Below are 22,712 nucleotides of genomic sequence, written 5' to 3'. Positions count from 1 at the left end.
TGTCCTTAATAATCACATCCCTATAAAGAAACAATTAAGTTTCTTCTCCTAAACCTCATCCATCCCATGACATGACTTATACTTCTTCCCGCTTCCACATGGACAGGGATCATTCCGACCCACCTTTTTTTCAACCCTGACAGGACCGGTGACACTGTTTTCGCTGGTCCGCTGACTCAGGATATCAGTCCTTTCTTCTTTTAACCTCTGTTCACTCCTTTGTGGTTTATGCGCTTCATGCACTTGCTCCGACTCCTGAATAGGAATGTCAGCCCTCATCAGGAAGGATACAATTTCCTTATTCACTTTTTGGACAAGTGTTTTGAACAAGGAAAATGATTCAAACTTGTAGATAAGGAGAGGATCCTTCTGCTCATAGGTCGCTGATTGTACGCTTTGTCTCAGATCATCCATCTCGCGCAGATGCTCTTTCCATGCATCATCAATTACAGCAAGCGTAATCCCCTTCTCTATCGAAAGCAGCACTTCCTTGCTCTTATCTTCGTACGCCTTCTTTAAACTAGGTGCAACCTGCATGGTTTTTATCCCATCAGTAATCGGAATGGCAATATATTGGTACCTCGGATTATTCTCATACACTTCCTTGATAATCGGATAGGTGCGTTCAGCAATCCTTGCCGATTTATCCCTGTAATCCTTGTAAATGGCATCAAAAAGCTTATCTGCCAGTACTTCCGCATTATTGTTTCCAAATTCTTTTTCAGTGATCGGACACTCTGCTGACAAATTAGTAATCAACTCCAGCTTAAAGTTCTCATAATCATTTTGTTCAAGACTATCAGTAAGAATAGTCTCACCCATATCATATATCATATTGGAAATATCCAGTGCCAGGCGCTCACCATATAGAGCATGCCTGCGTTTTCCATAAATGACCTCACGCTGCGAATTCATTACATCATCATACTCCAAAAGTCGCTTACGAATCCCGAAGTTGTTTTCTTCTACTTTCCTTTGAGCGCGTTCTATACTTTTAGTGATCATACTGTGCTGAATCACTTCCCCTTCCTTTAAACCCAGCCTGTCCATAATTCCGGCAATACGCTCTGAACCAAACATACGCATCAGGTCATCTTCAAGGGAAACGAAGAACTGTGAAGAACCCGGGTCACCTTGACGTCCTGCACGACCCCTTAACTGACGGTCCACGCGTCGTGAATCATGTCTCTCTGTACCCAGAATTGCTAAACCACCGGCTTCTTTCACTCCGGGACCTAACTTTATATCTGTACCACGGCCTGCCATGTTGGTGGCAATGGTAACAGTACCGGGTAAACCTGCTTCAGCAACAATCTGCGCTTCTTTCTGGTGTAATTTGGCATTCAAAACATTATGCGCAATACGATCGCGGGTGAGCATCCTGCTCAGTAGTTCCGATGTTTCTACAGAAGTAGTACCTACAAGAACCGGACGTCCTTTGGAAACCAGATCCTTGATCTCAGTGATTACAGCATTGAATTTCTCCCTTTTTGTCTTATAAACCAGGTCATCCCGGTCAGAACGAACAATCGGACGGTTTGTAGGAATTACAACAACATCTAATTTATATATATCCCATAATTCCCCGGCTTCCGTTTCAGCTGTACCAGTCATACCAGCCAGCTTCTTATACATACGGAAATAATTCTGTAATGTAATTGTAGCATAAGTCTGAGTAGCAGCTTCTACCTTTACATTTTCCTTTGCTTCAATAGCCTGGTGAAGTCCATCACTATAGCGCCGGCCTTCCATAATACGGCCGGTCTGCTCATCTACAATTTTTACCTTATTTTCAATAACCACATACTCCACATCCTTCTCAAATAGAGCATAAGCCTTTAATAACTGGTTGACAGTATGAATACGTTCTGATTTGACTGAATAATCACGCAATATCTCTGCCTTAGATTCCAGCTTTTCCTTTTCCGGTAAATTCTTCTTATCTAATTCCACCAGTTCTGCTCCCACATCCGGTAAGATGTAAAACTTAGAATCCTGGTACGATTTAGTTATCAAGTCGATACCTTTATCGGTCAGTTCAATGGAATTATTCTTTTCATCAATTACAAAATACAGATCATCATCAATGATATGCATATTCTTTGATTGCTCCTGCATGTAGAAATTTTCAGTTTTCTGCATGAGTGTTCGCATTCCAGGCTCTGACAGAAACTTAATAATTGGTTTATGCTTTGGTAAACCTCTGTGAGCCCTGAACAATAATTCCCCACCTTTCTTTTCACGGTCGGATGGTATTTGCCCATCAGCTCCCGGAATTAGAATATTCTTGGCTTCAGCCAATAACTTTGTTACAAGATTTCGCTGCTCATTATACAATTTCGTTATCTCTGGCCTGAGTTGTTCAAACTCCTGGTTCTCTCCTCTTGGTGTTGGACCGGAAATGATGAGAGGCGTCCTGGCATCATCAATCAATACGGAGTCAACCTCATCCACAATAGCATAATTATGTGTGCGTTGTACCAATTCCTCCGGATTCCTTGCCATATTATCTCTCAGGTAGTCAAAGCCAAACTCATTATTGGTCCCGTAGGTAATATCTGCAAGATAAGCTCTGCGCCTCTCTTCTGAATTGGGCTCATGCTTGTCAATACAATCTACTGTCAGTCCATGAAACTCAAACAAAACACCCATCCATTCCGAGTCACGTTTTGCGAGGTAATCATTAACAGTAACAACATGAACGCCCTTGCCGGGCAAAGCATTCAAATAAACTGAAAGTGTTGCAACAAGAGTTTTCCCTTCACCGGTTGCCATCTCAGCAATCTTGCCCTGGTGAAGTACCATCCCTCCTATGAGCTGAACATCATAATGCACCATATCCCAGGTGATCATGTTTCCTCCAGCCATCCAACGATTATCCCAATAAGCTTTGTCCTCAACAATATTAACGTTGCCCTTCTTAGCAGCCAGGTCACGATCAAATTCAGAAGCAGTAACAACTACGGTTTCATTTTCTTTAAACCTTCGGCCAGTCTCCTTTATGACTGCAAATGCCTCTGGCAATATCTGTAAAAGAGTAGCCTGGGTTTTATCATATGCCTCTTTTTCAAGCGCATCCACCTGTTTGTACAAAGTCTCCTTCTCATCAATGTCCATCTCATACTCAGCGTCAATCCTGGCCCTGATTGCAGCAATCTGTTCCTCTTCACTTATTACGGATTCGGCAAGTTTGCGCTTGAATTCAAGGGTCATTAACCGCAATCCATCATTATCTAGCTGGGATATTCTCTCATAATCCTTTTTCGACTTCTCAATCACTGGCATTATGGACTTGATGTCTCTGTCTGACTTCGTGCCACCAGCAAATTTTTTAAATAGTAGATTAAGCATATTCTTGTTTTAATTTTGCTTAGTGATCAAATACTATGCATTTGGTAACAAATGTAACCTAAAATCTTCATCTCATGACTGATTTAAGGCATGAAATAGGACCCAATTGCTGATTTTCATGATGTTAAAGTAAAATTCTCCATTTTTTTTATTTTCATAAAAAAACGGACAGATTGGCACACTCAGAGAATGAAATGGCAGGAATTTAAATTTTGTTCAGGAATAAAATGGTCCATAATAGAAAAAGGCGCCCTCGGCGCCTGATCGATACCTAATATTCATCTTCATGAAAAAAGAAATCTTCTTTTGACGGGTAATCCGGCCAAAGATCTTCAATGCTTTCATATATCTCACCTTCATCTTCAAGTTCCTGAAGATTTTCTACAACTTCCATAGGTGCACCAGATCGCACACAAAAGTCAAGTAATTCTTCTTTTGTTGCAGGCCAGGGAGCATCCTCAAGTCGTGATGCTAATTCTAATGTCCAGTACATTGTGCGGGAAATTAGGGGTTAATTTTTTGCAAAAGTAATTTATTATACATCAAAATCAAGCAGCTAACTCATTTTGTGATAAAAATGCCCAAAATATTAATTTCTAGACACATCCTTGACCATGTAACCCGAACACACAAAAATTATTGTTCAAAGAAAAAATAAATGTTCAGGATTTGTGTAAGTCATTAACTATTAGTTGCTATGATATTAATACTCTTTTTACTGAAAGGTTACATTCAAATTAAATCCGGGGCTTCCAAATCAAATCCGCCACATTATTATATTGACCAACCCATCTTGAAAGTACAAAAAAATAATCAGATAAACGGTTCAAATAACGTATTACCATCCAATCTACCTGCGTCTCACTTGCAAGCTTGATTACTAATCTTTCTGCCCTTCGACAAACAGTCCTGCAGATATGACATAATGAAACTTGCGGGTGCCCTCCTGGTAAAAGAAAAGAAGTCAAACCAGGCAGAACACTATTCATTTCGTCAATTGCTGCTTCCAGTTTAAGTATATCCTCCTCATACAACTGAGGCAACATCTTATTGATAGGAACATTTTCCTCCGTCGCTATCAGTGACTCTGCTGTAAAAAGCCGATCCTGTATCTCAAGAAGAAGTATCTTCACTGAAGTATCTTCAACCTGATCCCTCAAAAAACCTACAAAAGCATTCAGCTCATCTAATGTTCCATAAGCCTCAATTCTTTCATGATACTTTGGAACCCGGGTCCCCCCTAATAATGATGTTTCACCCTTATCTCCGGTCTTAGTGTATATTTTTCTATCGTTTGACATTCAATTTTGTTTTATTCCTCCCAAGTAACTAAATGATCTTTTAATTTCAAATAGTTCTTACACTCTTAATATTTAAGCTCTTACAGCTATTCAATTTTTTATTTTTTTTCAGGCTGTGACTCCTGTCCTCGCACTAACAGTAATTATATCCGGATTCTGATAATCATCAGAAACCTTACCATCCATCAATCGAATAATCCTATGGGCATGTTTGGCAATATCCTCTTCATGAGTAACAAGGATAATCGTATTTCCCAGCTTGTGAATTTCCTCCAAAACACCCATAATTTCTATTGATGTAACTGAATCAAGGTTACCGGTTGGCTCATCTGCAAGTATGATGGATGGCCTGTTCACTAGTGCCCTGGCGATAGCAACCCGTTGCCGTTGTCCCCCTGATAACTCATTGGGTTTATGCTTTGCCCGGTCAGTTAAACCAACACTGGCTATGACCTCATTGGCTCGTTCCAACCTTTGGACCTTCGAAATCCCAGCATAAATCTGAGGTAACATCACATTCTCTAAAGCGGTACTCCTTGGCAATAAATTAAATGTCTGGAATACAAAACCAATCTCCTTATTCCGGATTTCAGCCAGTTCATTGTCATTTAATTTGCTTACATCTTTGTCGTTCAGCAAATACTGCCCGCTGGAAGGCGTATCAAGACACCCCAGAATATTCATCAGGGTCGATTTACCGGATCCGCTAGGCCCCATCAAAGCCACAAATTCATTCCTGTATATTGACAATGAAACTGCACGTAATGCCCTGACCAATTCTAACCCAACCTTATATGTCCGGGTAATATCTACAAGACGGATGATCTCTTCCTTGTTCATATTTTACTTTTTTAGATCCTAAACAAATGTATGGGTTCTAATTTAAAATTGAATCTCAAAAAATGTTAAGATCAATAAAAAAATGAGGATATAATATACGGAATCTTTGTGAAAATGCCTTTAAGGAAAACCATGGACCCGAGGCAAACTTGGCGAAGATTCAGTTATACTGTGCTGTTATATTTGAGAATTCACACAAACAGCAATATCACCGGTATATCAAACTAATATTTGATAATAAAGTTCTGCTTGCTAAGGCTTTTTTTGAGAAAAACCAATCCAAGGCGATATATATCGATGGTGACAGTCACCTCCGGCATCTTTTGAATCTCCCTCCAGGCTAATTCCATTCCTTTCGACCAATGAATATCATCAAGTACTATTACAGTATTCTCATTTGAATATTGAAGAACCTTCTTGAAATAGGCCAGGGTTGGCTTAAAACGATGATGCCCATCCATAAAAACAAAGTCAAGTTGCCCTAACTTTTCTAACACAGCAGGTAATTGAGTATCAAACCTTCCTGTAGAAACCTCCAGGTTTAAGACCGCCATCCTCGAAAAATAAGATTTGGCGACTTCTACTTTTGCAGCGCATCCTTCCATGGTAATATACTTTGCTGTTGGAGCAGCACTTGCAATATACAAAGTACTCATCCCTAAAGATGTACCTAACTCCAAAATCCTGGAAGGCTTAAAATATTCAACAAGCCGGTATAACAATTCTCCTGTATTACTGTTGACTGATGAACTCTTAGTAATTTCGGAAACTTTTAGAAACTTTGTAGAATATGCCCTTCCGTCGCTTGATACTCCAAAATCTGTCGTTTCAAGCACCCTTGAACTCCGGCATTGTTCTTTATAAATTCCATGTATCTTTTCAAAAACCTCCTCTTTCTCCTTATTTTCCAACACTTTGGTAATCAAATCGAAAACAAAAGGTGAATGCACTCCGTGCTTGCTTGTGCTTCGCAACCGATAGGAAATATAACTCCCGATAGAATGCGCCAATGTCTTTGACATAATAAAAGTAAATTAAAATGAAAACAAATAATTTTATAGCCTAGTTTCGAACCTTATATACTTTTGTAAAAGTAATTAAAAGAATAAATGATGCTCAAGAATATCACTGCGAAAGTTTCCAGCTACTTATCCATGGTTAAATTCGCCCATACTATATTCGCCATGCCCTTTGCATTGCTGGGCTTCTTCCTGGCAACAACCCAGGATGGAAGTACCCTGAGTTGGCGACTTTTGTTTCTTGTACTCGCATGTATGTTTTTTGCCAGAAACGCTGCAATGAGTTTTAACAGGTGGGCCGATAAGGAATTTGATAAACTTAACCCCAGAACCTCTAATCGGGAGATCCCGGCAGAAATTATAAAACCGGCCTATGCACTCGCCTTTTCTATTGTTAATTCTCTCCTTTTTATCGCGTCAACCTGGTTTATCAACAAACTATGTTTTACCCTTTCTCCAATTGCCCTTGTGATAGTGTTAGGTTATAGCCTTACAAAACGATTTACTTCTCTTTCACACTTTGTTCTCGGACTAGGGTTAGCATTGGCTCCGATCGGAGCTTATCTTGCTGTAACAGGACAATTCAGTATTACTCCTTTACTTCTTTCAATCGCGGTATTATGCTGGGTCACCGGATTTGATATTATTTATGCACTGCAGGATGATGATTTCGACAAAATCAACCAACTCCGATCCCTTCCTGTTGCAATAGGCAGAAAAAAAGCCCTGACTTTATCATTAATTCTGCATATCGCTACTTCAACCATATTATTAATCGCCGGCTTCCAAAATCATTTCCATCTGATTTACTGGATAGGCCTGGGTGTATTTTCTCTGCTTCTTTTCTATCAACATACACTCGTAAAAGCCAATGATCTAAGTAAGGTGAACCTGGCTTTCTTTACACTAAATGGGATCGCCAGTCTCATTTTTGCCATCTTTGCAATAGCTGATATCCTTTACTTCAGATGAAAAGTTCAATGAAAAATCATTTCATTTTATTTTCCAAAGGAACTCATTCCTAAGACTCTTAAACTTTATAGGTATTCTTTGATCTAAGGAAGTTTTTTCTGATTCATCAGTGATTGTAAGGCAGAATCAAATTGCTCCTTATCCTTCGGATGAAAATTTGAACGAATCGGTAAATAATAAATAGGAATGTCTTTCAACATTGACTTAGCTTCCTCATTCCTCAACCTCATGGCATCCTTTTCTGTTGTAATAATTAACTTTCGCCGTGTGGGCAGGGAATTAAAAGTCTCCTTTATCGACTGGATATCCTTTTCACTAAAATGATGATGATCAGGGAATGACAGCATTGAAAGGTCACTGCAAAATGGCCTCAAATACTCTTCCATTGGCGAGGTCAGGACAATCCCTGTTAACATCAGTATCGTATTCACCTTCCGCCCCTCTCCTTCAATGGCTGGCACCTCCGGGTATAAGGGCACCCACTCATCATAGGCAATATAAGAGAAACACACATTTTGATGGGGAGCAGGTTTCAAATCATCTAACAATTGCCTGCGGACCAAAGGAGAGAAAATCTTTGGGGTTTTACTCACAACAATGATATTCGCCCTTTTCCCATTCTTCCTGTGCTCTCTTAACCTTCCAACAGGAAGTAAAAAATCCTTAGTAAATATTCTGTGATAATCGGTAACAAGAATGGATATACTTGGCTTAACATAACGGTGCTGAAAGGCATCATCAAGTATAACTGCCTCTAATCCTGGAATCTCTGCCATCAGCTTACGGATTCCGTTCCTGCGACTCTCATCAACTGCAACTGTGATCTCCGGGAACTTTGAGGCAAATTGTAAAGGCTCATCACCAACATTCTCGACTGCATCCTGCGATGAAACAATCCGAAATCCCCTGGTTTTGCGTTTGTATCCCCTGCTTAAAACAGCGACCTTATACTCCTCTTTTAATGAACGGACAATGTACTCGACAAGTGGTGATTTTCCTGAACCTCCTGCCACCAGGTTACCGACAGAAATAATAGGCAGCGGAAAAGGAGTTGACCTTAGCAATCCCCAATCAAACAACTTGTTCCGCATGAAAATAAAGAATCCATATACCAAAGCAAATGGATATAAGAGAAACCGCAGAATTTCCATGATATAAAAATACGAAAAAAAAGCAATAATGTATCTTCCTGATTATATTTGTAAAGTATAATGATTATTAATCCATTGCTAAAATGCTATTATCAGAAATCCTTGAATATCTCGAACAAACCGCCACTTTCTCCTTGCAGGAAGATTATGACAACTCAGGATTGATCGTAGGTGACTCGTCTGCTGATATCACTAAAGCTCTTATCGCACTGGATATTACTGAAGATGTGATGGATGAAGCCATAGCCGGCAAGTTCAACCTTATCATTTCACATCACCCTATGGTCTTTTCCGGAATGAAGAAATTTACCGGGAAATCAGCTACCGAAAGACTCATCACCAGGGCACTTAAAAAGGATATTGCAATCATTGCCCTTCATACCAATCTCGATAACTATTCAAAGGGTGTAAACTACCTGTTGTGTGAAAAACTGGGCATCCGGAATCCAATAATCCTGCGGCCAATGGCAGATCGCCTGTTCAAACTGGTCACCTTCTGCCCTCACTCTCATGCCTCCGCCGTCAGGGAAAGCCTTTTCAATGCCGGCGCAGGAAATATTGGAAATTATGATTACTGCAGTTTCAACCTTTCAGGACAAGGTACTTTCCGTGCTTTGGAAGGCGCATCACCCTTTGTAGGAAAACCTCACGAAATCCACTTTGAAAAAGAGGAGAGAATTGAAGTCGTTTTTACCTCCAACCTGGAAAAAAAACTGATATCTACCTTGCTTAAAACTCATCCATATGAAGAAGTAGCTTATGATATCTATGCACTAAAGAATACAGACCCTACCTCCGGAGCAGGGATGATTGGTCAACTTGAAACCCCACTCCCGGCAAAGGAATTCCTTGAAAATATTAAAACAATACTCAATATCGGATGTATCCGGCATACTTCTTTTCCTGATCATCCTATTCAGAAAATAGCAGTTTGCGGCGGATCCGGCAGTTTTCTCATTAAAGATGCCATCGCCGCTCATGCCGATGCATTCCTGACAGGCGACATTAAATATCATGACTTCTTTTTACCTGAAAATAGGATGTTATTAGCCGATATCGGACATTATGAAAGTGAACAATATACAAAACAACTGATATTTACTCTGTTAAAGAAAAAATTTCCTACCTTTGCACTCCGAATTTCGGAAACAGTAACAAATCCTGTTAATTACCTGTAAATCAATATAAATCCCCATCATATCCTCATGGCAAAATCCGAAGCTAAACCAGTTGACAGTTCAGCCGATATTACTGAAAATGCAGCAATCGACCCAGTAACTGTTCAAACAACAACTCAGGAATCTGACAAAACGGAAGTCTCGATTGAAAAGAAATTGGTAGCTCTTTATACCTTGCAACAAATTGATTCTCAGATCGACAGAATCCGTATTGTTAGGGGAGAATTACCACTGGAAGTAGAAGACCTGGAAGATGAAATTGCCGGGTTGGAAACCAGGGTAGATAACCATATCCAGGAAGTTCAATCCATCGAAAAACAACTGTACGACAAACAAATCTCGATTAAGGATTGCCAAACCTTAATTAAAAGATATGAAGAACAGCAAAATAATGTTCGCAATAACCGTGAATATGATGCTCTAACAAAGGAAATTGAATTCCAGAGCCTCGAAATACAACTTGCAGAAAAAAGAATCCGCGAATTCAATGCTCAGCTCACTCTGAGAAAAGAGGAAATCGAAGAAGCTCAGACAGTGCTTTCTGAAAGAAGAAACGACCTTGATGTTAAACGTAATGAACTAGCCGATATCGTTACCGAAACTGAATTGGAAGAAAAAGCCCTGATCAGAAATTCAGAAGGACAACAACAGTTTATTGAGGAACGACTCCTTACAGCCTATAAAAGAATAAGGAAGAATGCCAGGAATGGTCTCGCTGTTGTAAATGTTGAACGTGATGCTTGTGGCGGATGCTTTAGCGCTATTCCACCTCAACGTCAGCTTGATATCCGCCTTCATAAAAAGATCATCGTCTGTGAGTATTGCGGACGTATCCTCGTTGATAAGGAACTGGCAGAATCAATTGAAATCTGATAATTCTTTTTCTTAAAGATAGATGAGAGGTGTTGTTCTTCAGCCCCTCTCTTTTTTTGCAGTTATTATCACATAAAAACTGTAAAACAATTAAAATGTAGTACAAAAAGAATCTGAATTCAAGCCAAACGCTTCTCTTTTGGAGCATCAAAGATTTAGAATAGAAAATATGGAACATTATTTGGAGAATTATTCTGGATTCTGTCCGCCTGAGGCGGATGGATTCTGGATTCTCCTGGGAATAACACTTTTAGACAATCTCATTGTATGTTAGCTTTCGCCTGATTGGGTTAAATCATATAAAATTTCAGGATGAAAATTATCTTCCTCTTAATCTTACTCGGGATATCTGCCATTTCCAGTGCTTCAACTGATTTCACGCCGCTTTGTAAGTCTGCCTATAAAGAAATTATCAGCCTCCGTTTTACCGAAGCTCACAGAATAATCCTTCAGGAAAAGAAAAACAATCCCTCAAATACAATCCCTTCTCTTCTCGAAAATTCTATCGATTTTTTAACAGTAATGCTCAGTGAGGAGGATAAGGATCTGGAGATTTTACTGAATAACCGCGAAAAAAGACTTCAGCTGCTTGCAAAAGGTGATAAAAAATCACCCTGGTTCCTTTATAGTCAGGCGGAAGTATATTTTCAAACAGGCCTGGCCCGGATTAAATTCCAGGAATATATCTCAGGTGGAATGGAAATCAATCGGGCATATCGGCTTCTCCTTGAAAATGAAAAAAAACATCCTGGATTTCTTCCTGCCAAAGCCCGGCTTGGACTCCTGCACTGCCTCGTCGGAACAGTACCTGATAAATATAAATGGGCAGCCAGAGCCCTGGATTTCGAAGGGTCAATCCCTCAAGGAATCAGTGAACTAAACCAGGCATACAAATCCAGTCTTGCTAACAAAGATTACGACTTTCTCATTCCTGAGTCTCTTTTCCTCCTGTCCTTTGCTACCATAAATATGTCCGGCGACAGGAAAGCAACCCACTCAATGCTGAGGGAATTTGAGAAAAGCATCAATATTGAATGGACGAACAGAAGCCCACTAATGGCTTTTTGCCTGGCAAATCTCTACCTCAAAACTGGTCAAAATGATGAAGCTATCAAACAGATTACAACACTGGAAAGAAAAGCTGACCAATTCCCATTTCTATACCTCGATTACATTTTGGGTACCTGCAAATTGAATCGTCTTGATGCAGATGCACACCTCCCACTATTGAAATATGTAGCCTCCTTTAAAGGGAAAAACTACATCCGGTCCGCATATCAGTACCTTGCCTGGTATTACCTGATACAGGATAACATTGAAAAATATAATGTATACATGCAACGAATTACACTGAGGGGTGCCGAGCAGGTAGATAATGATATCCAGGCTCTCAAAAATGCAGAAAAAGGCTCTGTCCAGGATATCAATTTGCTCAAAGCCCGCCTCCTGTTTGATGGAGGTTATTATGATAAATCCATCGCTATGCTAAACAGGTTTTCTCAAAGTGCTTCCGCATCAAACCCATCCATGCAACTGGAATACAATTATAGATCAGCAAGGGTATACGACGAATGGGGAAAATGGCCTGAAGCAATTAAATATTACGAGATAACCATTAAAACAGGATCTCAGAATGCCTCATATTTTGCAGCAAATTCTGCTTTACATATGGGAATGATAATGGAAAACAGAGGAAAATTCAAAGAAGCAGAACTCTACTACCGCAAATGCCTCGAAATGGATTTTTCTGAATATAACTTCAGTATCTCTCAAAAAGCTAAAGCTGGACTTAACAGACTAAAAAACAAGTAACTACCTGCCTGGTTTATATTTAGAACCTTGAAGAATTGACTGGGAATCAGTGTTCTTCATCAAATCCTGCATAGAAACGGATGGATTGGCTTTGACATAGGCTTTCACAATCTTCCAACCGACCCATTCACCCAATCTGCCTGGTGATGCATCAATAAAGCCGGATGTAAAAGGTGCATCAGTCATTAATTTCCCTGTAATCTTGGGATCACTACTGAATAATAGCTGGTTAGTGATCATAAATGACCAAATATTCCCTTCGTTCTGCTCACACCATGTGTATTTTTCCTGTGAATAACCGATTTTACTAAATGCTGGTACTTCAGGAAGCATGATATCTGCAAAATATAACCGTTTCCCAGCTACAATCATTTGATCCAGAAGCGATTGCTTATTAATATCTTTAATAATTATGCTGTCAGCTATTGCTTTTGCGCATTCAGGCAAAATATTTTGCTCTGTAAACCTTGAAATCATATATTCCGGTATCCCAGCCTTTGTATACACATTAACATCTTTCCCCAGAAATAGGTCCATGCTGATGGCCATGACTGTATCAGCATAAATCACAGGTATTTCAATATCCAGACCAGATACATAAGTATATACAATAGGGTAGGTCTTTGAAGGATAATATTTAATTACTTTATCAAAAATCCCCTCTAAGCCTTTCTTCAGGAAGGTCACATCAGGGTACTTTATCATTTCCACATTGTACAACTCTCTGATATTGGGATCTGAGATATAATTATAGATCCTCAGAAGATTTATAGTATCCTTCCAACTTTCGCCCAGAAAAAACTTATAAGTAGGATATATGCGTTCTAATCCTGCTTCAATATTTGTTGGATTGATCCCAAATAGCTCCTTTTCATACCTGAAAATAAGAATCTCCGGCTTGGATTCTCCACCCGGTGATTGAATTCCCGGATTGCTTTGTTTTGTTTGACAAGAACTGAAAATTATGACGATAAGGACAGTGAAGAAAAAAAATCTGATCATACGAGTTGCTGAAAAACAGTAGAAAGTTATTCGTGAATTGCCATTAGTGTTATTCAATCCTGAGAAAAAGCTCTTGCAATAAACAAGAACTTTCTGCTTAAGAAATGATAATCACCTGTTTCTGGATGCAAAAATAGAGATTTAATCTCATTGCTGGATTTTTCTTCCAAATCGTGTTTTAGAGCAACTTAATCCCAATACTGATATTGAAAAGATTATTCCTGAGTTTGAAATCGTCCTCTCCGGAATAAATATTATCTACCCCCAATTCATAGCGCAAATCAATAGTCAATAAAAATAAGTCGATACCTCCACCCATCTGGAACGACCAAAATGATTCTTTTAAATCATCAACAGTTTGAATCGGCCAATTCGCCAGCACTTCTTTAGGCTTAAGTGATTTTGATGAAACAAAAGAAAATGTAGGTCCAGCCATAAATCGGAGGTTAAAAACACCTGCATTAATCGGCCGCACTCCTAATAACATCGGAATAGAAATAGATTCAAGCCTGATCTGCTGACTGCCAAGCCCTCCAATCTTTAATTCTCCGCCTTTTATCACATAGTTTACCTCTGGCTGAAAATATATTTTTTTTCCAATCCTGACAAATGCCCCTACATTAAAAGCTCCATTAGGATCAGAGGTAATTGAGTCAAAATCTGTTGTAAACCTGTTCGAATTGTACCCAACTTTTGGCCCCAGGCTGAATCCGGGAATCTGAGCTTCGGATTCATTCACAAACAGGAAAACAATTAAGAGGATGAGTACGTTTTTCATTTTATATGAGTTTTCAAACATGATGAATTAACGTTGATTCAAAGGTAAATATTATGCCAGTTGTTCTGCTCATCTATTAAACTATTTCCTCCATGAAACAATCATTTTGAAAGAAAAAACGTTCTATATGGCAAAAATCTGTTCTTTGTGCGATCTTTGCACCTGATTTGTTTAACCTAATACCTTACTATATGAAAACAAAATTCTTCCTGATATCATTGGTTTTATTTGCTTCAATTTCCGCAAATGCTCAATTTAAAAAATACTCATTCGGTTTAAAAGCGGCTCCCCAGGTGTCGTGGATGAAACCAAATACCGATTCATACGAAGGAAATGGAGCAAAAATGGCTTTCTCATGGGGATTCGTAAGTGAAATCGGATTTTCTGAAAATCATTGCCTGGCCACTGGTTTTAATGTTGTTTTTAATGGTGGCAATCTGAAATTTCCTTCAATACTCGGTGAAAATAACGGAACCATGAGCCGTTCCTATTATGTTAAAAGTATTGAACTTCCTCTTACACTGAAAATGAGGACAAATTCGATCGGAAATATGAAATATTATGGTCAGATAGGATTCGGTACCTCATTTAGGTTCGGTGCAAAGAAAACAGATGAGTTTACCTATAATAACTCAACAATCACTGAAGAAAAAGAGAACTATGATAATATTTCTTTCCTGCGTGAATCACTAATTATTGGTTTAGGAGGAGAATATACACTTGATGCCGGAACTACCTTCAGCGTTGGGCTTGCTCTTAATAACGGCTTTACGGATATGCTCTCCGGTAAAAACCCCATCAATTCTGAAAAAGAAAAGGCTACTTTAAATTTTGTTGAATTGAGTGTAGCAGTTCTCTTCTAAATCTGCCCACATCTCAGACCACTTTCTTCTGCAAAACCTAATATTACTCAAAGTTGGAGATTAATTCCACTTATGAGATAATCTCTTCTATTTTTGTATTCTCATTCAGATATCATGAGAATTGCATTGGCACAGCTTAATTACACCATCGGTGACTTTGAGCAAAACAGGGAGAAAATAATTGAAGTAATCAGGCATGCCCGAAATCAACAGGTTGATCTGGTTGTGTTTGCTGAACTGTCAATCTGTGGATATCCCCCAAGGGACTTCCTCGAGTTTTCTGACTTTATCGAACGTTGTGAGTTTTCAGTGCAAAGCATAGCAGATGAATGTAAAGGTATTGCCGCTATTGTTGGATCTCCTTCTCATAATCCCGATATCAAAGGAAAAAATCTCCTGAATTCAGCTTTCCTGCTATCAGATGGCAAAATCATTGCATCCGCGCATAAAACCCTCCTGCCAACCTATGACATTTTCGATGAGTATCGGTATTTCGAATCTAACAAAACATTCGAAGTGATTGAATTCAAGGGTCTGCGAATGGCACTTACCATTTGTGAAGACTTGTGGAACATCGGACCTGATCCTCTTTATGTAATTGCTCCAATGGAGGCGTTATCCTTGCAACACCCTGATATAATTATCAATATTGCTGCTTCACCTTTTACCTGGGGCCAGGAGGAAGAACGGAATAAAGTACTGAATACGAATGCCTCCAATTATAAAATCCCTCTTATCTATGTAAACCATGTAGGGGCCCAAACAGAATTATTATTCGATGGAAATTCAAAAGTGCTCGATGAAACCGGACAAATTATTCATGTACTGTCCGCTTTTAAAGAAGACTTCAGGATCGTTGACTTTGATACAAACACCAGAAAATTTCCGGATAACAGCTTTGACCACCAAATATCAAAAACCGAAAAGTCTCAGCTTATCCACGATGCCCTGGTGATGGGAATTCATGATTATTTCAAAAAAATGGGGTTCTCAAAAGCCATCCTGGGGCTCTCTGGAGGAATTGACTCAGCTGTAACTCTATGTCTGGCTGCTGAAGCTCTGGGTCCTGAAAATGTAAGAGCCGTCCTGCTTCCTTCCAGGTATTCTTCCGATCACTCAATAGCCGACGCCCGTTCATTGGCTCTTAACCTCAAAACCCCACATGAAGTTATAAGTATTGAAGAAAGCTTTCAAAGCTTTGTTGATACGCTTTCCCCTCAGTTCAAGGATTTGCCTTTCAATATTGCTGAAGAAAACATCCAGGCCAGGGTTAGGGCTGTAATCCTCATGGCTCTCGCGAATAAATTTGGATTCATCCTTTTGAACACTTCTAATAAAAGTGAAGCAGCTGTTGGTTATGGCACCCTGTATGGCGACATGTGCGGTGGAATCTCAGTGCTGGGGGATGTCTACAAAACAGAAGTGTATGAATTGGCAAACTATATCAATCGAAATACAGAGATAATCCCTTGGAATTCAATATCTAAACCACCCTCAGCAGAATTAAGGCCGGATCAGAAAGACAGTGATTCATTACCTGAATACGGAATCCTGGACCAAATACTGTATCAGTATATTGAATTGAGAAAAGGTCCGGCTGAATTGATAAAGTTGGGATTTGAAGAAAATACTGTTAGAAGAATTCTCAGGATGGTCAATATGAATGAATGGAAACGTCACCAGACCCCTCCTATCTTGAGAGTCTCACCAAAAGCATTTGGCTCCGGCAGAAGAATGCCTATCGTAGCCAAATACCTTTCATAAAAAAAAGCTGTTAATTCATTCAAATCAACAGCTTTAACATCTGAGTTCGTTGTCTAAAGATTGATGGCTTCAACCGACCTGATCTCCGGAAGTGCTTTCCGCATAGCTTCCTCAACCCCGTTCTTAAGGGTCATCCGACTGAATGGACAGGAACCGCATGCTCCCTGTAGTTCAACATTTACAACATTTTCACTTGTGAGTTCTACAAAATTGATGTCTCCACCATCAGCCTGAAGATAAGGCCTGATTTGTTCAATCACATTTTTTACCTTGATTTCTAGATCCTGGTTTTGAGTCATTTCTAAGTTATTTATATGGATTTCTACTTTTTCTTTGTTACGAATCTTATCAATAGATCCTTCTTAATTTCAATGACAAGAAGGAGTATTTACTGATACAATTATACCGGGTCTTTCAGGCTGGTTCTCCTTTTGATTGATCGAAAACTGAAATAGCAACCGGATAGCAAGGTTAAGATTTCATCTCAACTACTTTCGTTGGTTCCATGTTTGAATTCCTGATAGCAATCTGCCTGACTAATGACTCAGCTAACTCTTTGAATGCTGCTGCCACAACTGAATGATCCTGCAATGATACAGGCTTTCCCGAATCACCTGAATCACAAATGCCTTGCACCAATGGAATCTGACCAAGAAGTGGAATTCCAATCTCTTCTGCATAGCGCTTCCCACCTTCCTTACCAAAAATATAATATCGGTTTTCAGGTAATTCTGCAGGAGTAAACCAGGCCATATTTTCTATCAATCCTAACACAGGAACATTTATACTCTCTGTAGCAAACATTCCATAAGCCTTCCTGGCATCAGCCAGAGCTACCTCCTGGGGCGTTGTTACAATAGCTGCACCTGTTACTGAAACAGATTGCACGAGGGTTAGATGTATATCACCGGTTCCAGGTGGCATATCAATTACCAGGTAATCCAGTTCACCCCAATCACTTCCTGTTAGCATCTGTGTCAGATAATTGGAAGCCATCGGACCTCGCCATACCAAAGCTTTCGTTGGATCTACAAAAAAACCAATAGATAATAACTTAACGCCATACTTTTCAACCGGAATCAGCACCGTATGCCCATCCTCTTCCCTTGCTTCTGGTCTTGCATCCTGCAAACCAAACATGAGTGGCATGGAAGGACCATAAATATCAGCATCCAGTAACCCTACTTTTGCACCCAACTGAGCCAGGGAAACCGCCAGATTAGCTGAAATCGTCGATTTCCCAACACCACCTTTGCCTGAAACAATGGCAATGATATTCTTGACGCCTTTCAACTGGCTTTCTCCTTCTTTTCTCCTGGTAGTAGTCCTGGAAGTTACTTCAACCTGCACGTCAGCATATGGATCTATCTTGGACTGAATAGCTTTAATGCAATCAGATTTCATCTTATCCTTCAACGGACAGGCTGGAGTTGTTAAAACTAGTCTGAATGCAATCTTGCTACCTTCAATTGATATGTCCTCAATCATCCCTAATGTGACCACATCCTTATTTAGATCGGGATCCATTACAGAACGTAATGCATTTAATATCTGATCCTTAGTGATTTCCATTCAATAGATTGTTATTTTTATTTAGAACATGTAAAGATAATTCATTCTCCCACATACAATTTATAATTTAAGTATTTTTTATCTTGTTTTTAACTAACTTGGTATGATCTGCTTACGTCAAAAAAAAATGAAGCTTGTGAGACCAATCACCCACATATACCGCTTGCTATTGCAAGCTTTTATATTTGTAATAATACTGGCCGGCTGTTCAAAACATACCTACAAAACAGTGTATCCTGCGCTTCATGATAACAGGTATGATGCTGAATTCCCCTATGCAAATTGCTCTCAGCAACTGGAAACGATCCTTAAATCAGTAAAAAAAGTTACTTGTTATACGAATTACAGAACTTATGTTTTTGGGACTAATTCCAATATAACCCTTAATGACCTGAATATCGGTCAGGTCAAGGACAAAGCTGAAGCAAGTATTTATACCAATGAGGCTACCAGCGGGACAGCAGTCATCATACAATCAACTGATAAGCAAATGTTGCTGCTCACTTGTGCACATATTGTGGATCTGCCTGATACTTTAATCTCTTATTCTGAATATGGCGACCTCCAGAATCAATTTATCCATAGCATCTCTCTCAAAGTAAAACAACAGATCGTAATCAAGGATGTGCCGGAAAACAACAGATTCTCGATTTTATGCAGTGACAGAAAGAAAGATATTGCTATTCTCGGCCGGACCTTTTCAGTTCCCGCAGCAACCCCTATACCTCCTCCTTTCGATTACCCTTTTGGTGATTCTGATCATCTTGAGTGGGGAAGTTTTGTTTATCTTGCAGGATACCCTGTTGGACAACTAATGATAACGAAAGGAATTGTGAGCAAAGCGCCTGATAAGACTTCTAATTTCCTGACTGATGCATCCTTTAATGAAGGTTTAAGTGGAGGAATCGTCCTGGCAATAAAAGATGGGGTACCCAATTTCGAACTGGTAGGTATCAGCCGCTCAGTATCAGCCAGGAATGAATATTTCCTCAAACCGGAGAAAGATATCCATGAGTTTAACTATAACCCATCAATCCCATATAGTGGTCCCCTATATGTTAATCAGAAGAAAGACATTAATTATGGAGTGAGTTTCGTGATTCCCATAAATCATATAAAGCAATTTATCCTTGATAATCATAAGGACCTGGCATCCAAAGGATTTGATATAATACCTGTAATCAATAATAATTAAATCTTTATACCTTCCTGACAGGTTCCCTATAAAGTCTATACTCTTTCGATTTCTTTCAAAGGATCCCAGAAAAGTACGGAAAATTGCTGTATCTGGTCACCTACGATCATAACGCCTTCACTTTCCAACAACTGTCTCATTACATCTGGTCCACCAAAATGATGCTTCCCTGATAGAAGTCCGTTGCGATTGACTACCCGATGAGCAGGTATTTCCTGTAAACTGTGATGAGAAGCATTCATGGCCCATCCGACCATCCTGGCTGATCCTCCTGAACCCAGAAACCTGGCAATAGCACCATAGGAGGTGACCCTTCCATAAGGGATCATTTTTGCAACCTCATAAACTCTTTCGAAAAAACTGATATCGCTCATAAACTGATCTCGTTACAAAGGACCTAATGAAAACCTGAGATACTTGATTTTCAATCCTTGCTCCAGCCAGATCTTTTCATAATGTGTTTTCACCGGTATAACATCCTTGACCTCCTGATCATCCGGGTTCAAATATAGGTCATCACTCTGATATAATAATTGATGACCGAATTCCCTGATTACATCAAGTGTGTATTGAAACATCACATCGTTGTCTGTCTTGAGATGTATAACTCCACCGGCTTTGAGTACCGATCTGAACCGGGCCAGAAACTGGGGGGAAGTAAATCGTTTCTTTGCCCTGGGACTATTAGGCTGAGGTTCCGGGAATGTAATCCATATCTCATCTATTTCTGATTCAGCAAAAATCGAAGGCAGATTTTCCGCAAGTACCCTTATGAAAGCTACATTCCGCTTTTGCATGATATGGGTAGTCTTAGCTCCCCTCCACATCCTTGCTCCCTTTTTATCCAATCCAATGTAGTTATTTGAAGGATACCGGCCCGCGAGGTCAACAGTGTACTCCCCTTTCCCACACCCAACTTCAATAATAAGAGGGTGATCATTCATAAAATAGTCCTTCTTCCAATTACCTCTTAATGGAAAACCAGCCTGAAGTTCCTCCCAGGTGGGCTGAAAAAAATGCGGGAATGTTGCATTTTCAGCAAATCGTTCAAGTTTACGCTTAGCCAAGAATTGTTTGTTTGATGTGCTTTTAAATTAATCTTCGAAACAGGACAGTATAAATACCTGGCCAGAATGGACCGCAAAACTAATAAAAAAATAAGGAAAGGTTATTTTTTACGCATGATCCAGGCTCCTGTATAACCAGCCTCCTGAATTCCCGGAAGAGCATGAAGAGCCTCCAGCCGGCTGACAAAACCTTGTATGCCTACAACATACATACCCCTGGCTGTTGTATCCACTATCATCGCAGGATGGCCTTTCTGGTTGAGTTCAGAAACCATCTTAAGAGCATTGCTATGTTCCTTAAAAGCACCACCAATGATATAATATGCATTGTTTACAGGAGATACAGCAACAGCAGCTTTTGTTTCACTTACGGTTAATAACCGCATCGCATCATATGAAATAGAGGCAGGTGAAAGCTCAATTCCTGCAGCATTCAATAAACCACCAGGAGAGACAACTACAGGCTCTTCAACAACAGTTTGATTTATTGCTACTTGCTTTATGTCGTGGGTCGATGTTTTACCGGGTGTAGATTTTACCCAGGAATAGAAACCTGAATAATTCTGCACATAATTCCCAAGCTTATCAGTATTCATGGTTCCCCATAAAGTAAAAGCAACAAAAGGAACAATAACTGCAGCCCATTTGAGTGTTTCTGCTATAATTCTCCCCGGACGAGGCTGAACCCGACGCGGGGATTCTTCAACCTTATCTCTTTTCCGGGTAACGGATTGTGCAACAAAACTTGGGAGCCCAAATGAATTTCCTAAATAATTGAGTCCGGATTCAGGTTCAAATTGAATGTTTCCAACCGGACCCATCACGAAAACACCTAAAGCGGCCATTTCAAATTTTTCCCCTGACCTGAGCAACACAACTACATCCTCAACCCAGAACCTGATTTCATCAATGGCCTCCCTATAAGTGATCCCCTCTACTTTCGAAATATGATTGGCAAGAATCCCATCATTCGTAGAAAGACTCTCATTAAAAGCTACTTCACATGAAGGAGGATAAAACCTGTGAGTTAAGGAATCAACACGAGCAGGAACATAACTGGTAATAAATCCCCCAAATCCAGGAACTATTACGCATTCATGCCTGTAAAGTAACTCACTTATGTATTGCACTTTCATATATCGAACTCGTACTATCAGTCAGCGAATATAGCTATAGATAGGGGTTTCAATCAAATTTTGTTAGTAAGTTTTAATAAATCTTCGGGGGTATCGATTGCAATAGTTTCAATATCAGTATGAACCACATTTATGCGAAAACCATTCTCCAGCCATCTTAATTGTTCCAAAGACTCCGCCTTTTCAAGGACAGACAAATTTAACTTCACTATTTTCTCCAAAATATCTGAACGATAAGCATATAAGCCTAAATGTTTGAAAAACCTTGCTCTCAATAACCAATCTTTATCTTTATAATCTCTTACATAAGGAATGGGTGAGCGGCTGAAATAAAGTGCAAGACCATCCTGAGTCGTGACCACCTTTACAACATTAGGATTTATAATATCCTCATAATCTTTAATTTCCTTGATCAGTGTAGAAATTTCTATTCCCGGAACTGAAAAACAATGCAGTAGGCTTTCAATTTGGGCAGGATCCAACAAAGGCTCATCACCCTGAATATTTACAACTACATCATAAGTCAGATTCAGGGTTCTTAGTGTACTTACCACTTCTCCGATTCGCTCGGTACCTGATTTGTGCTCAGTAGAAGTCATCATTGCTTCACCCCCGAAACCTAATACATGATCATATATCCTCTGATCATCAGTAGCAACAAGTACTTTCAAAAATGCATCACATTTCTTTGCCTGCTCATACACACATTGAATCATACTCCTCTGACCAATCATTGTCAAAGGTTTCCCCGGAAATCGGGTGGAGGCATATCGTGCAGGAATAACTCCCAATACTCTTAAAGCCATCGGATCATGGAATTATATCAACTGAAAGAATA

General features: G+C 39.6%; 21 protein-coding genes. 7 read left to right on the top strand and 14 right to left on the bottom strand.

Annotated features, from left to right (window positions below):
• Positions 1-48: 48 nt before the first annotated feature.
• The 5 genes from secA to IPH84_09145 form a co-directional block, all read right to left on the bottom strand.
• Complete coding sequence (gene secA / locus IPH84_09165) at positions 49-3,351, bottom strand: preprotein translocase subunit SecA (protein MBK7173391.1); 3,303 nt, start codon at positions 3,349-3,351, stop codon at positions 49-51.
• A 271-nt stretch (positions 3,352-3,622) separates the two neighbouring features.
• Positions 3,623-3,844 (bottom strand): DUF2795 domain-containing protein, encoded by a 222-nt coding sequence (locus tag IPH84_09160; protein ID MBK7173390.1) that lies wholly within the window; start codon positions 3,842-3,844, stop codon positions 3,623-3,625.
• Between the two features lie 244 nt (positions 3,845-4,088).
• Positions 4,089-4,652 carry a cob(I)yrinic acid a,c-diamide adenosyltransferase gene (locus IPH84_09155; GenBank protein ID MBK7173389.1) on the bottom strand — a complete coding sequence of 188 codons (564 nt, stop codon included), beginning with the start codon at positions 4,650-4,652 and terminating at the stop codon, positions 4,089-4,091.
• Between the two features lie 108 nt (positions 4,653-4,760).
• On the bottom strand, positions 4,761-5,477 hold the full coding sequence (locus IPH84_09150; protein ID MBK7173388.1) for an ABC transporter ATP-binding protein: 717 nt from the start codon (positions 5,475-5,477) through the stop codon (positions 4,761-4,763).
• Positions 5,478-5,716: 239 nt separating this feature from the next.
• Positions 5,717-6,514, bottom strand: coding sequence for a class I SAM-dependent methyltransferase (locus IPH84_09145; protein ID MBK7173387.1), 798 nt, complete (start codon positions 6,512-6,514; stop codon positions 5,717-5,719).
• Between the two features lie 90 nt (positions 6,515-6,604).
• On the opposite strand from IPH84_09145, the gene IPH84_09140 reads away from it, so the two are divergent.
• Positions 6,605-7,483, top strand: coding sequence for a UbiA family prenyltransferase (locus tag IPH84_09140; protein ID MBK7173386.1), 879 nt, complete (start codon positions 6,605-6,607; stop codon positions 7,481-7,483).
• A gap of 83 nt (positions 7,484-7,566) precedes the next feature.
• Here the strand turns inward: IPH84_09140 and lpxK are convergent, their stop codons facing one another.
• Positions 7,567-8,634, bottom strand: coding sequence for a tetraacyldisaccharide 4'-kinase (gene lpxK, locus IPH84_09135; GenBank protein MBK7173385.1), 1,068 nt, complete (start codon positions 8,632-8,634; stop codon positions 7,567-7,569).
• An 83-nt stretch (positions 8,635-8,717) separates the two neighbouring features.
• Here lpxK and IPH84_09130 point away from each other — a divergent pair, with 83 nt between their 5' ends.
• From IPH84_09130 to IPH84_09120, 3 genes are all read left to right on the top strand, one after another.
• Positions 8,718-9,812, top strand: a complete 1,095-nt coding sequence (locus IPH84_09130; protein MBK7173384.1) for a Nif3-like dinuclear metal center hexameric protein — start codon at positions 8,718-8,720, stop codon at positions 9,810-9,812.
• Between the two features lie 27 nt (positions 9,813-9,839).
• A complete protein-coding gene (locus tag IPH84_09125) occupies positions 9,840-10,685 on the top strand; it encodes a hypothetical protein (protein MBK7173383.1) in 846 nt (281 codons plus the stop codon).
• Positions 10,686-10,997: 312 nt separating this feature from the next.
• Complete coding sequence (locus IPH84_09120) at positions 10,998-12,497, top strand: hypothetical protein (protein MBK7173382.1); 1,500 nt, start codon at positions 10,998-11,000, stop codon at positions 12,495-12,497.
• Here IPH84_09120 and IPH84_09115 read toward each other — a convergent pair whose 3' ends face one another.
• Positions 12,498-13,499 carry a hypothetical protein gene (locus IPH84_09115; GenBank protein ID MBK7173381.1) on the bottom strand — a complete coding sequence of 334 codons (1,002 nt, stop codon included), beginning with the start codon at positions 13,497-13,499 and terminating at the stop codon, positions 12,498-12,500.
• 178 nt (positions 13,500-13,677) lie between these two features.
• On the bottom strand, positions 13,678-14,277 hold the full coding sequence (locus IPH84_09110; protein ID MBK7173380.1) for a PorT family protein: 600 nt from the start codon (positions 14,275-14,277) through the stop codon (positions 13,678-13,680).
• A gap of 191 nt (positions 14,278-14,468) precedes the next feature.
• On the opposite strand from IPH84_09110, the gene IPH84_09105 reads away from it, so the two are divergent.
• Entirely contained in the window at positions 14,469-15,140 is a 672-nt protein-coding gene (locus tag IPH84_09105) for a PorT family protein (protein MBK7173379.1), read from the top strand.
• 114 nt (positions 15,141-15,254) lie between these two features.
• Positions 15,255-16,904, top strand: a complete 1,650-nt coding sequence (locus tag IPH84_09100) for an NAD+ synthase (GenBank protein MBK7173378.1) — start codon at positions 15,255-15,257, stop codon at positions 16,902-16,904.
• Positions 16,905-16,957: 53 nt separating this feature from the next.
• Here IPH84_09100 and IPH84_09095 read toward each other — a convergent pair whose 3' ends face one another.
• Both IPH84_09095 and IPH84_09090 read right to left on the bottom strand, forming a co-directional pair.
• Positions 16,958-17,203 (bottom strand): NifU family protein, encoded by a 246-nt coding sequence (locus IPH84_09095; GenBank protein MBK7173377.1) that lies wholly within the window; start codon positions 17,201-17,203, stop codon positions 16,958-16,960.
• A 172-nt stretch (positions 17,204-17,375) separates the two neighbouring features.
• Positions 17,376-18,476: an Mrp/NBP35 family ATP-binding protein gene (locus IPH84_09090; GenBank protein MBK7173376.1), complete on the bottom strand. Its 1,101-nt coding sequence runs from the start codon at positions 18,474-18,476 to the stop codon at positions 17,376-17,378.
• A 136-nt stretch (positions 18,477-18,612) separates the two neighbouring features.
• On the opposite strand from IPH84_09090, the gene IPH84_09085 reads away from it, so the two are divergent.
• Positions 18,613-19,671: a trypsin-like peptidase domain-containing protein gene (locus IPH84_09085; protein MBK7173375.1), complete on the top strand. Its 1,059-nt coding sequence runs from the start codon at positions 18,613-18,615 to the stop codon at positions 19,669-19,671.
• 35 nt (positions 19,672-19,706) lie between these two features.
• Here the strand turns inward: IPH84_09085 and IPH84_09080 are convergent, their stop codons facing one another.
• The 4 genes from IPH84_09080 to kdsB all read right to left on the bottom strand — a co-directional run bounded on the left by IPH84_09080 (position 19,707) and on the right by kdsB (position 22,680).
• Complete coding sequence (locus IPH84_09080) at positions 19,707-20,045, bottom strand: MGMT family protein (GenBank protein ID MBK7173374.1); 339 nt, start codon at positions 20,043-20,045, stop codon at positions 19,707-19,709.
• 12 nt (positions 20,046-20,057) lie between these two features.
• Complete coding sequence (gene trmB / locus IPH84_09075) at positions 20,058-20,738, bottom strand: tRNA (guanosine(46)-N7)-methyltransferase TrmB (GenBank protein ID MBK7173373.1); 681 nt, start codon at positions 20,736-20,738, stop codon at positions 20,058-20,060.
• 101 nt (positions 20,739-20,839) lie between these two features.
• Positions 20,840-21,874, bottom strand: a complete 1,035-nt coding sequence (locus tag IPH84_09070) for an SPOR domain-containing protein (GenBank protein MBK7173372.1) — start codon at positions 21,872-21,874, stop codon at positions 20,840-20,842.
• 53 nt (positions 21,875-21,927) lie between these two features.
• On the bottom strand, positions 21,928-22,680 hold the full coding sequence (kdsB, locus tag IPH84_09065) for a 3-deoxy-manno-octulosonate cytidylyltransferase (GenBank protein ID MBK7173371.1): 753 nt from the start codon (positions 22,678-22,680) through the stop codon (positions 21,928-21,930).
• Positions 22,681-22,712 lie beyond the last annotated feature (32 nt).

It is taken from the genome of Bacteroidales bacterium, from assembly GCA_016707785.1.
GTDB lineage: Bacteria > Bacteroidota > Bacteroidia > Bacteroidales > UBA4417 > UBA4417.
This window is presented reverse-complemented; position numbering and strand designations above follow the sequence as displayed.

Excerpts from the sequence above, each read along its gene's own strand:
- secA (MBK7173391.1), bottom strand. The coding sequence starts at position 3,351 with ATGCTTAATCTACTATTTAAAAAATTTGCTGGTGGCACGAAGTCAGAC.
- IPH84_09160 (MBK7173390.1), bottom strand. The coding sequence starts at position 3,844 with ATGTACTGGACATTAGAATTAGCATCACGACTTGAGGATGCTCCCTGG.
- IPH84_09155 (MBK7173389.1), bottom strand. The coding sequence starts at position 4,652 with ATGTCAAACGATAGAAAAATATACACTAAGACCGGAGATAAGGGTGAA.
- IPH84_09145 (MBK7173387.1), bottom strand. The coding sequence starts at position 6,514 with ATGTCAAAGACATTGGCGCATTCTATCGGGAGTTATATTTCCTATCGG.
- IPH84_09140 (MBK7173386.1), top strand. The coding sequence starts at position 6,605 with ATGCTCAAGAATATCACTGCGAAAGTTTCCAGCTACTTATCCATGGTT.
- lpxK (MBK7173385.1), bottom strand. The coding sequence starts at position 8,634 with ATGGAAATTCTGCGGTTTCTCTTATATCCATTTGCTTTGGTATATGGA.
- IPH84_09130 (MBK7173384.1), top strand. The coding sequence starts at position 8,718 with ATGCTATTATCAGAAATCCTTGAATATCTCGAACAAACCGCCACTTTC.
- IPH84_09125 (MBK7173383.1), top strand. The coding sequence starts at position 9,840 with ATGGCAAAATCCGAAGCTAAACCAGTTGACAGTTCAGCCGATATTACT.
- IPH84_09120 (MBK7173382.1), top strand. The coding sequence starts at position 10,998 with ATGAAAATTATCTTCCTCTTAATCTTACTCGGGATATCTGCCATTTCC.
- IPH84_09115 (MBK7173381.1), bottom strand. The coding sequence starts at position 13,499 with ATGATCAGATTTTTTTTCTTCACTGTCCTTATCGTCATAATTTTCAGT.
- IPH84_09110 (MBK7173380.1), bottom strand. The coding sequence starts at position 14,277 with ATGAAAAACGTACTCATCCTCTTAATTGTTTTCCTGTTTGTGAATGAA.
- IPH84_09105 (MBK7173379.1), top strand. The coding sequence starts at position 14,469 with ATGAAAACAAAATTCTTCCTGATATCATTGGTTTTATTTGCTTCAATT.
- IPH84_09100 (MBK7173378.1), top strand. The coding sequence starts at position 15,255 with ATGAGAATTGCATTGGCACAGCTTAATTACACCATCGGTGACTTTGAG.
- IPH84_09095 (MBK7173377.1), bottom strand. The coding sequence starts at position 17,203 with ATGACTCAAAACCAGGATCTAGAAATCAAGGTAAAAAATGTGATTGAA.
- IPH84_09090 (MBK7173376.1), bottom strand. The coding sequence starts at position 18,476 with ATGGAAATCACTAAGGATCAGATATTAAATGCATTACGTTCTGTAATG.
- IPH84_09080 (MBK7173374.1), bottom strand. The coding sequence starts at position 20,045 with ATGAGCGATATCAGTTTTTTCGAAAGAGTTTATGAGGTTGCAAAAATG.
- IPH84_09070 (MBK7173372.1), bottom strand. The coding sequence starts at position 21,874 with ATGAAAGTGCAATACATAAGTGAGTTACTTTACAGGCATGAATGCGTA.
- kdsB (MBK7173371.1), bottom strand. The coding sequence starts at position 22,680 with ATGGCTTTAAGAGTATTGGGAGTTATTCCTGCACGATATGCCTCCACC.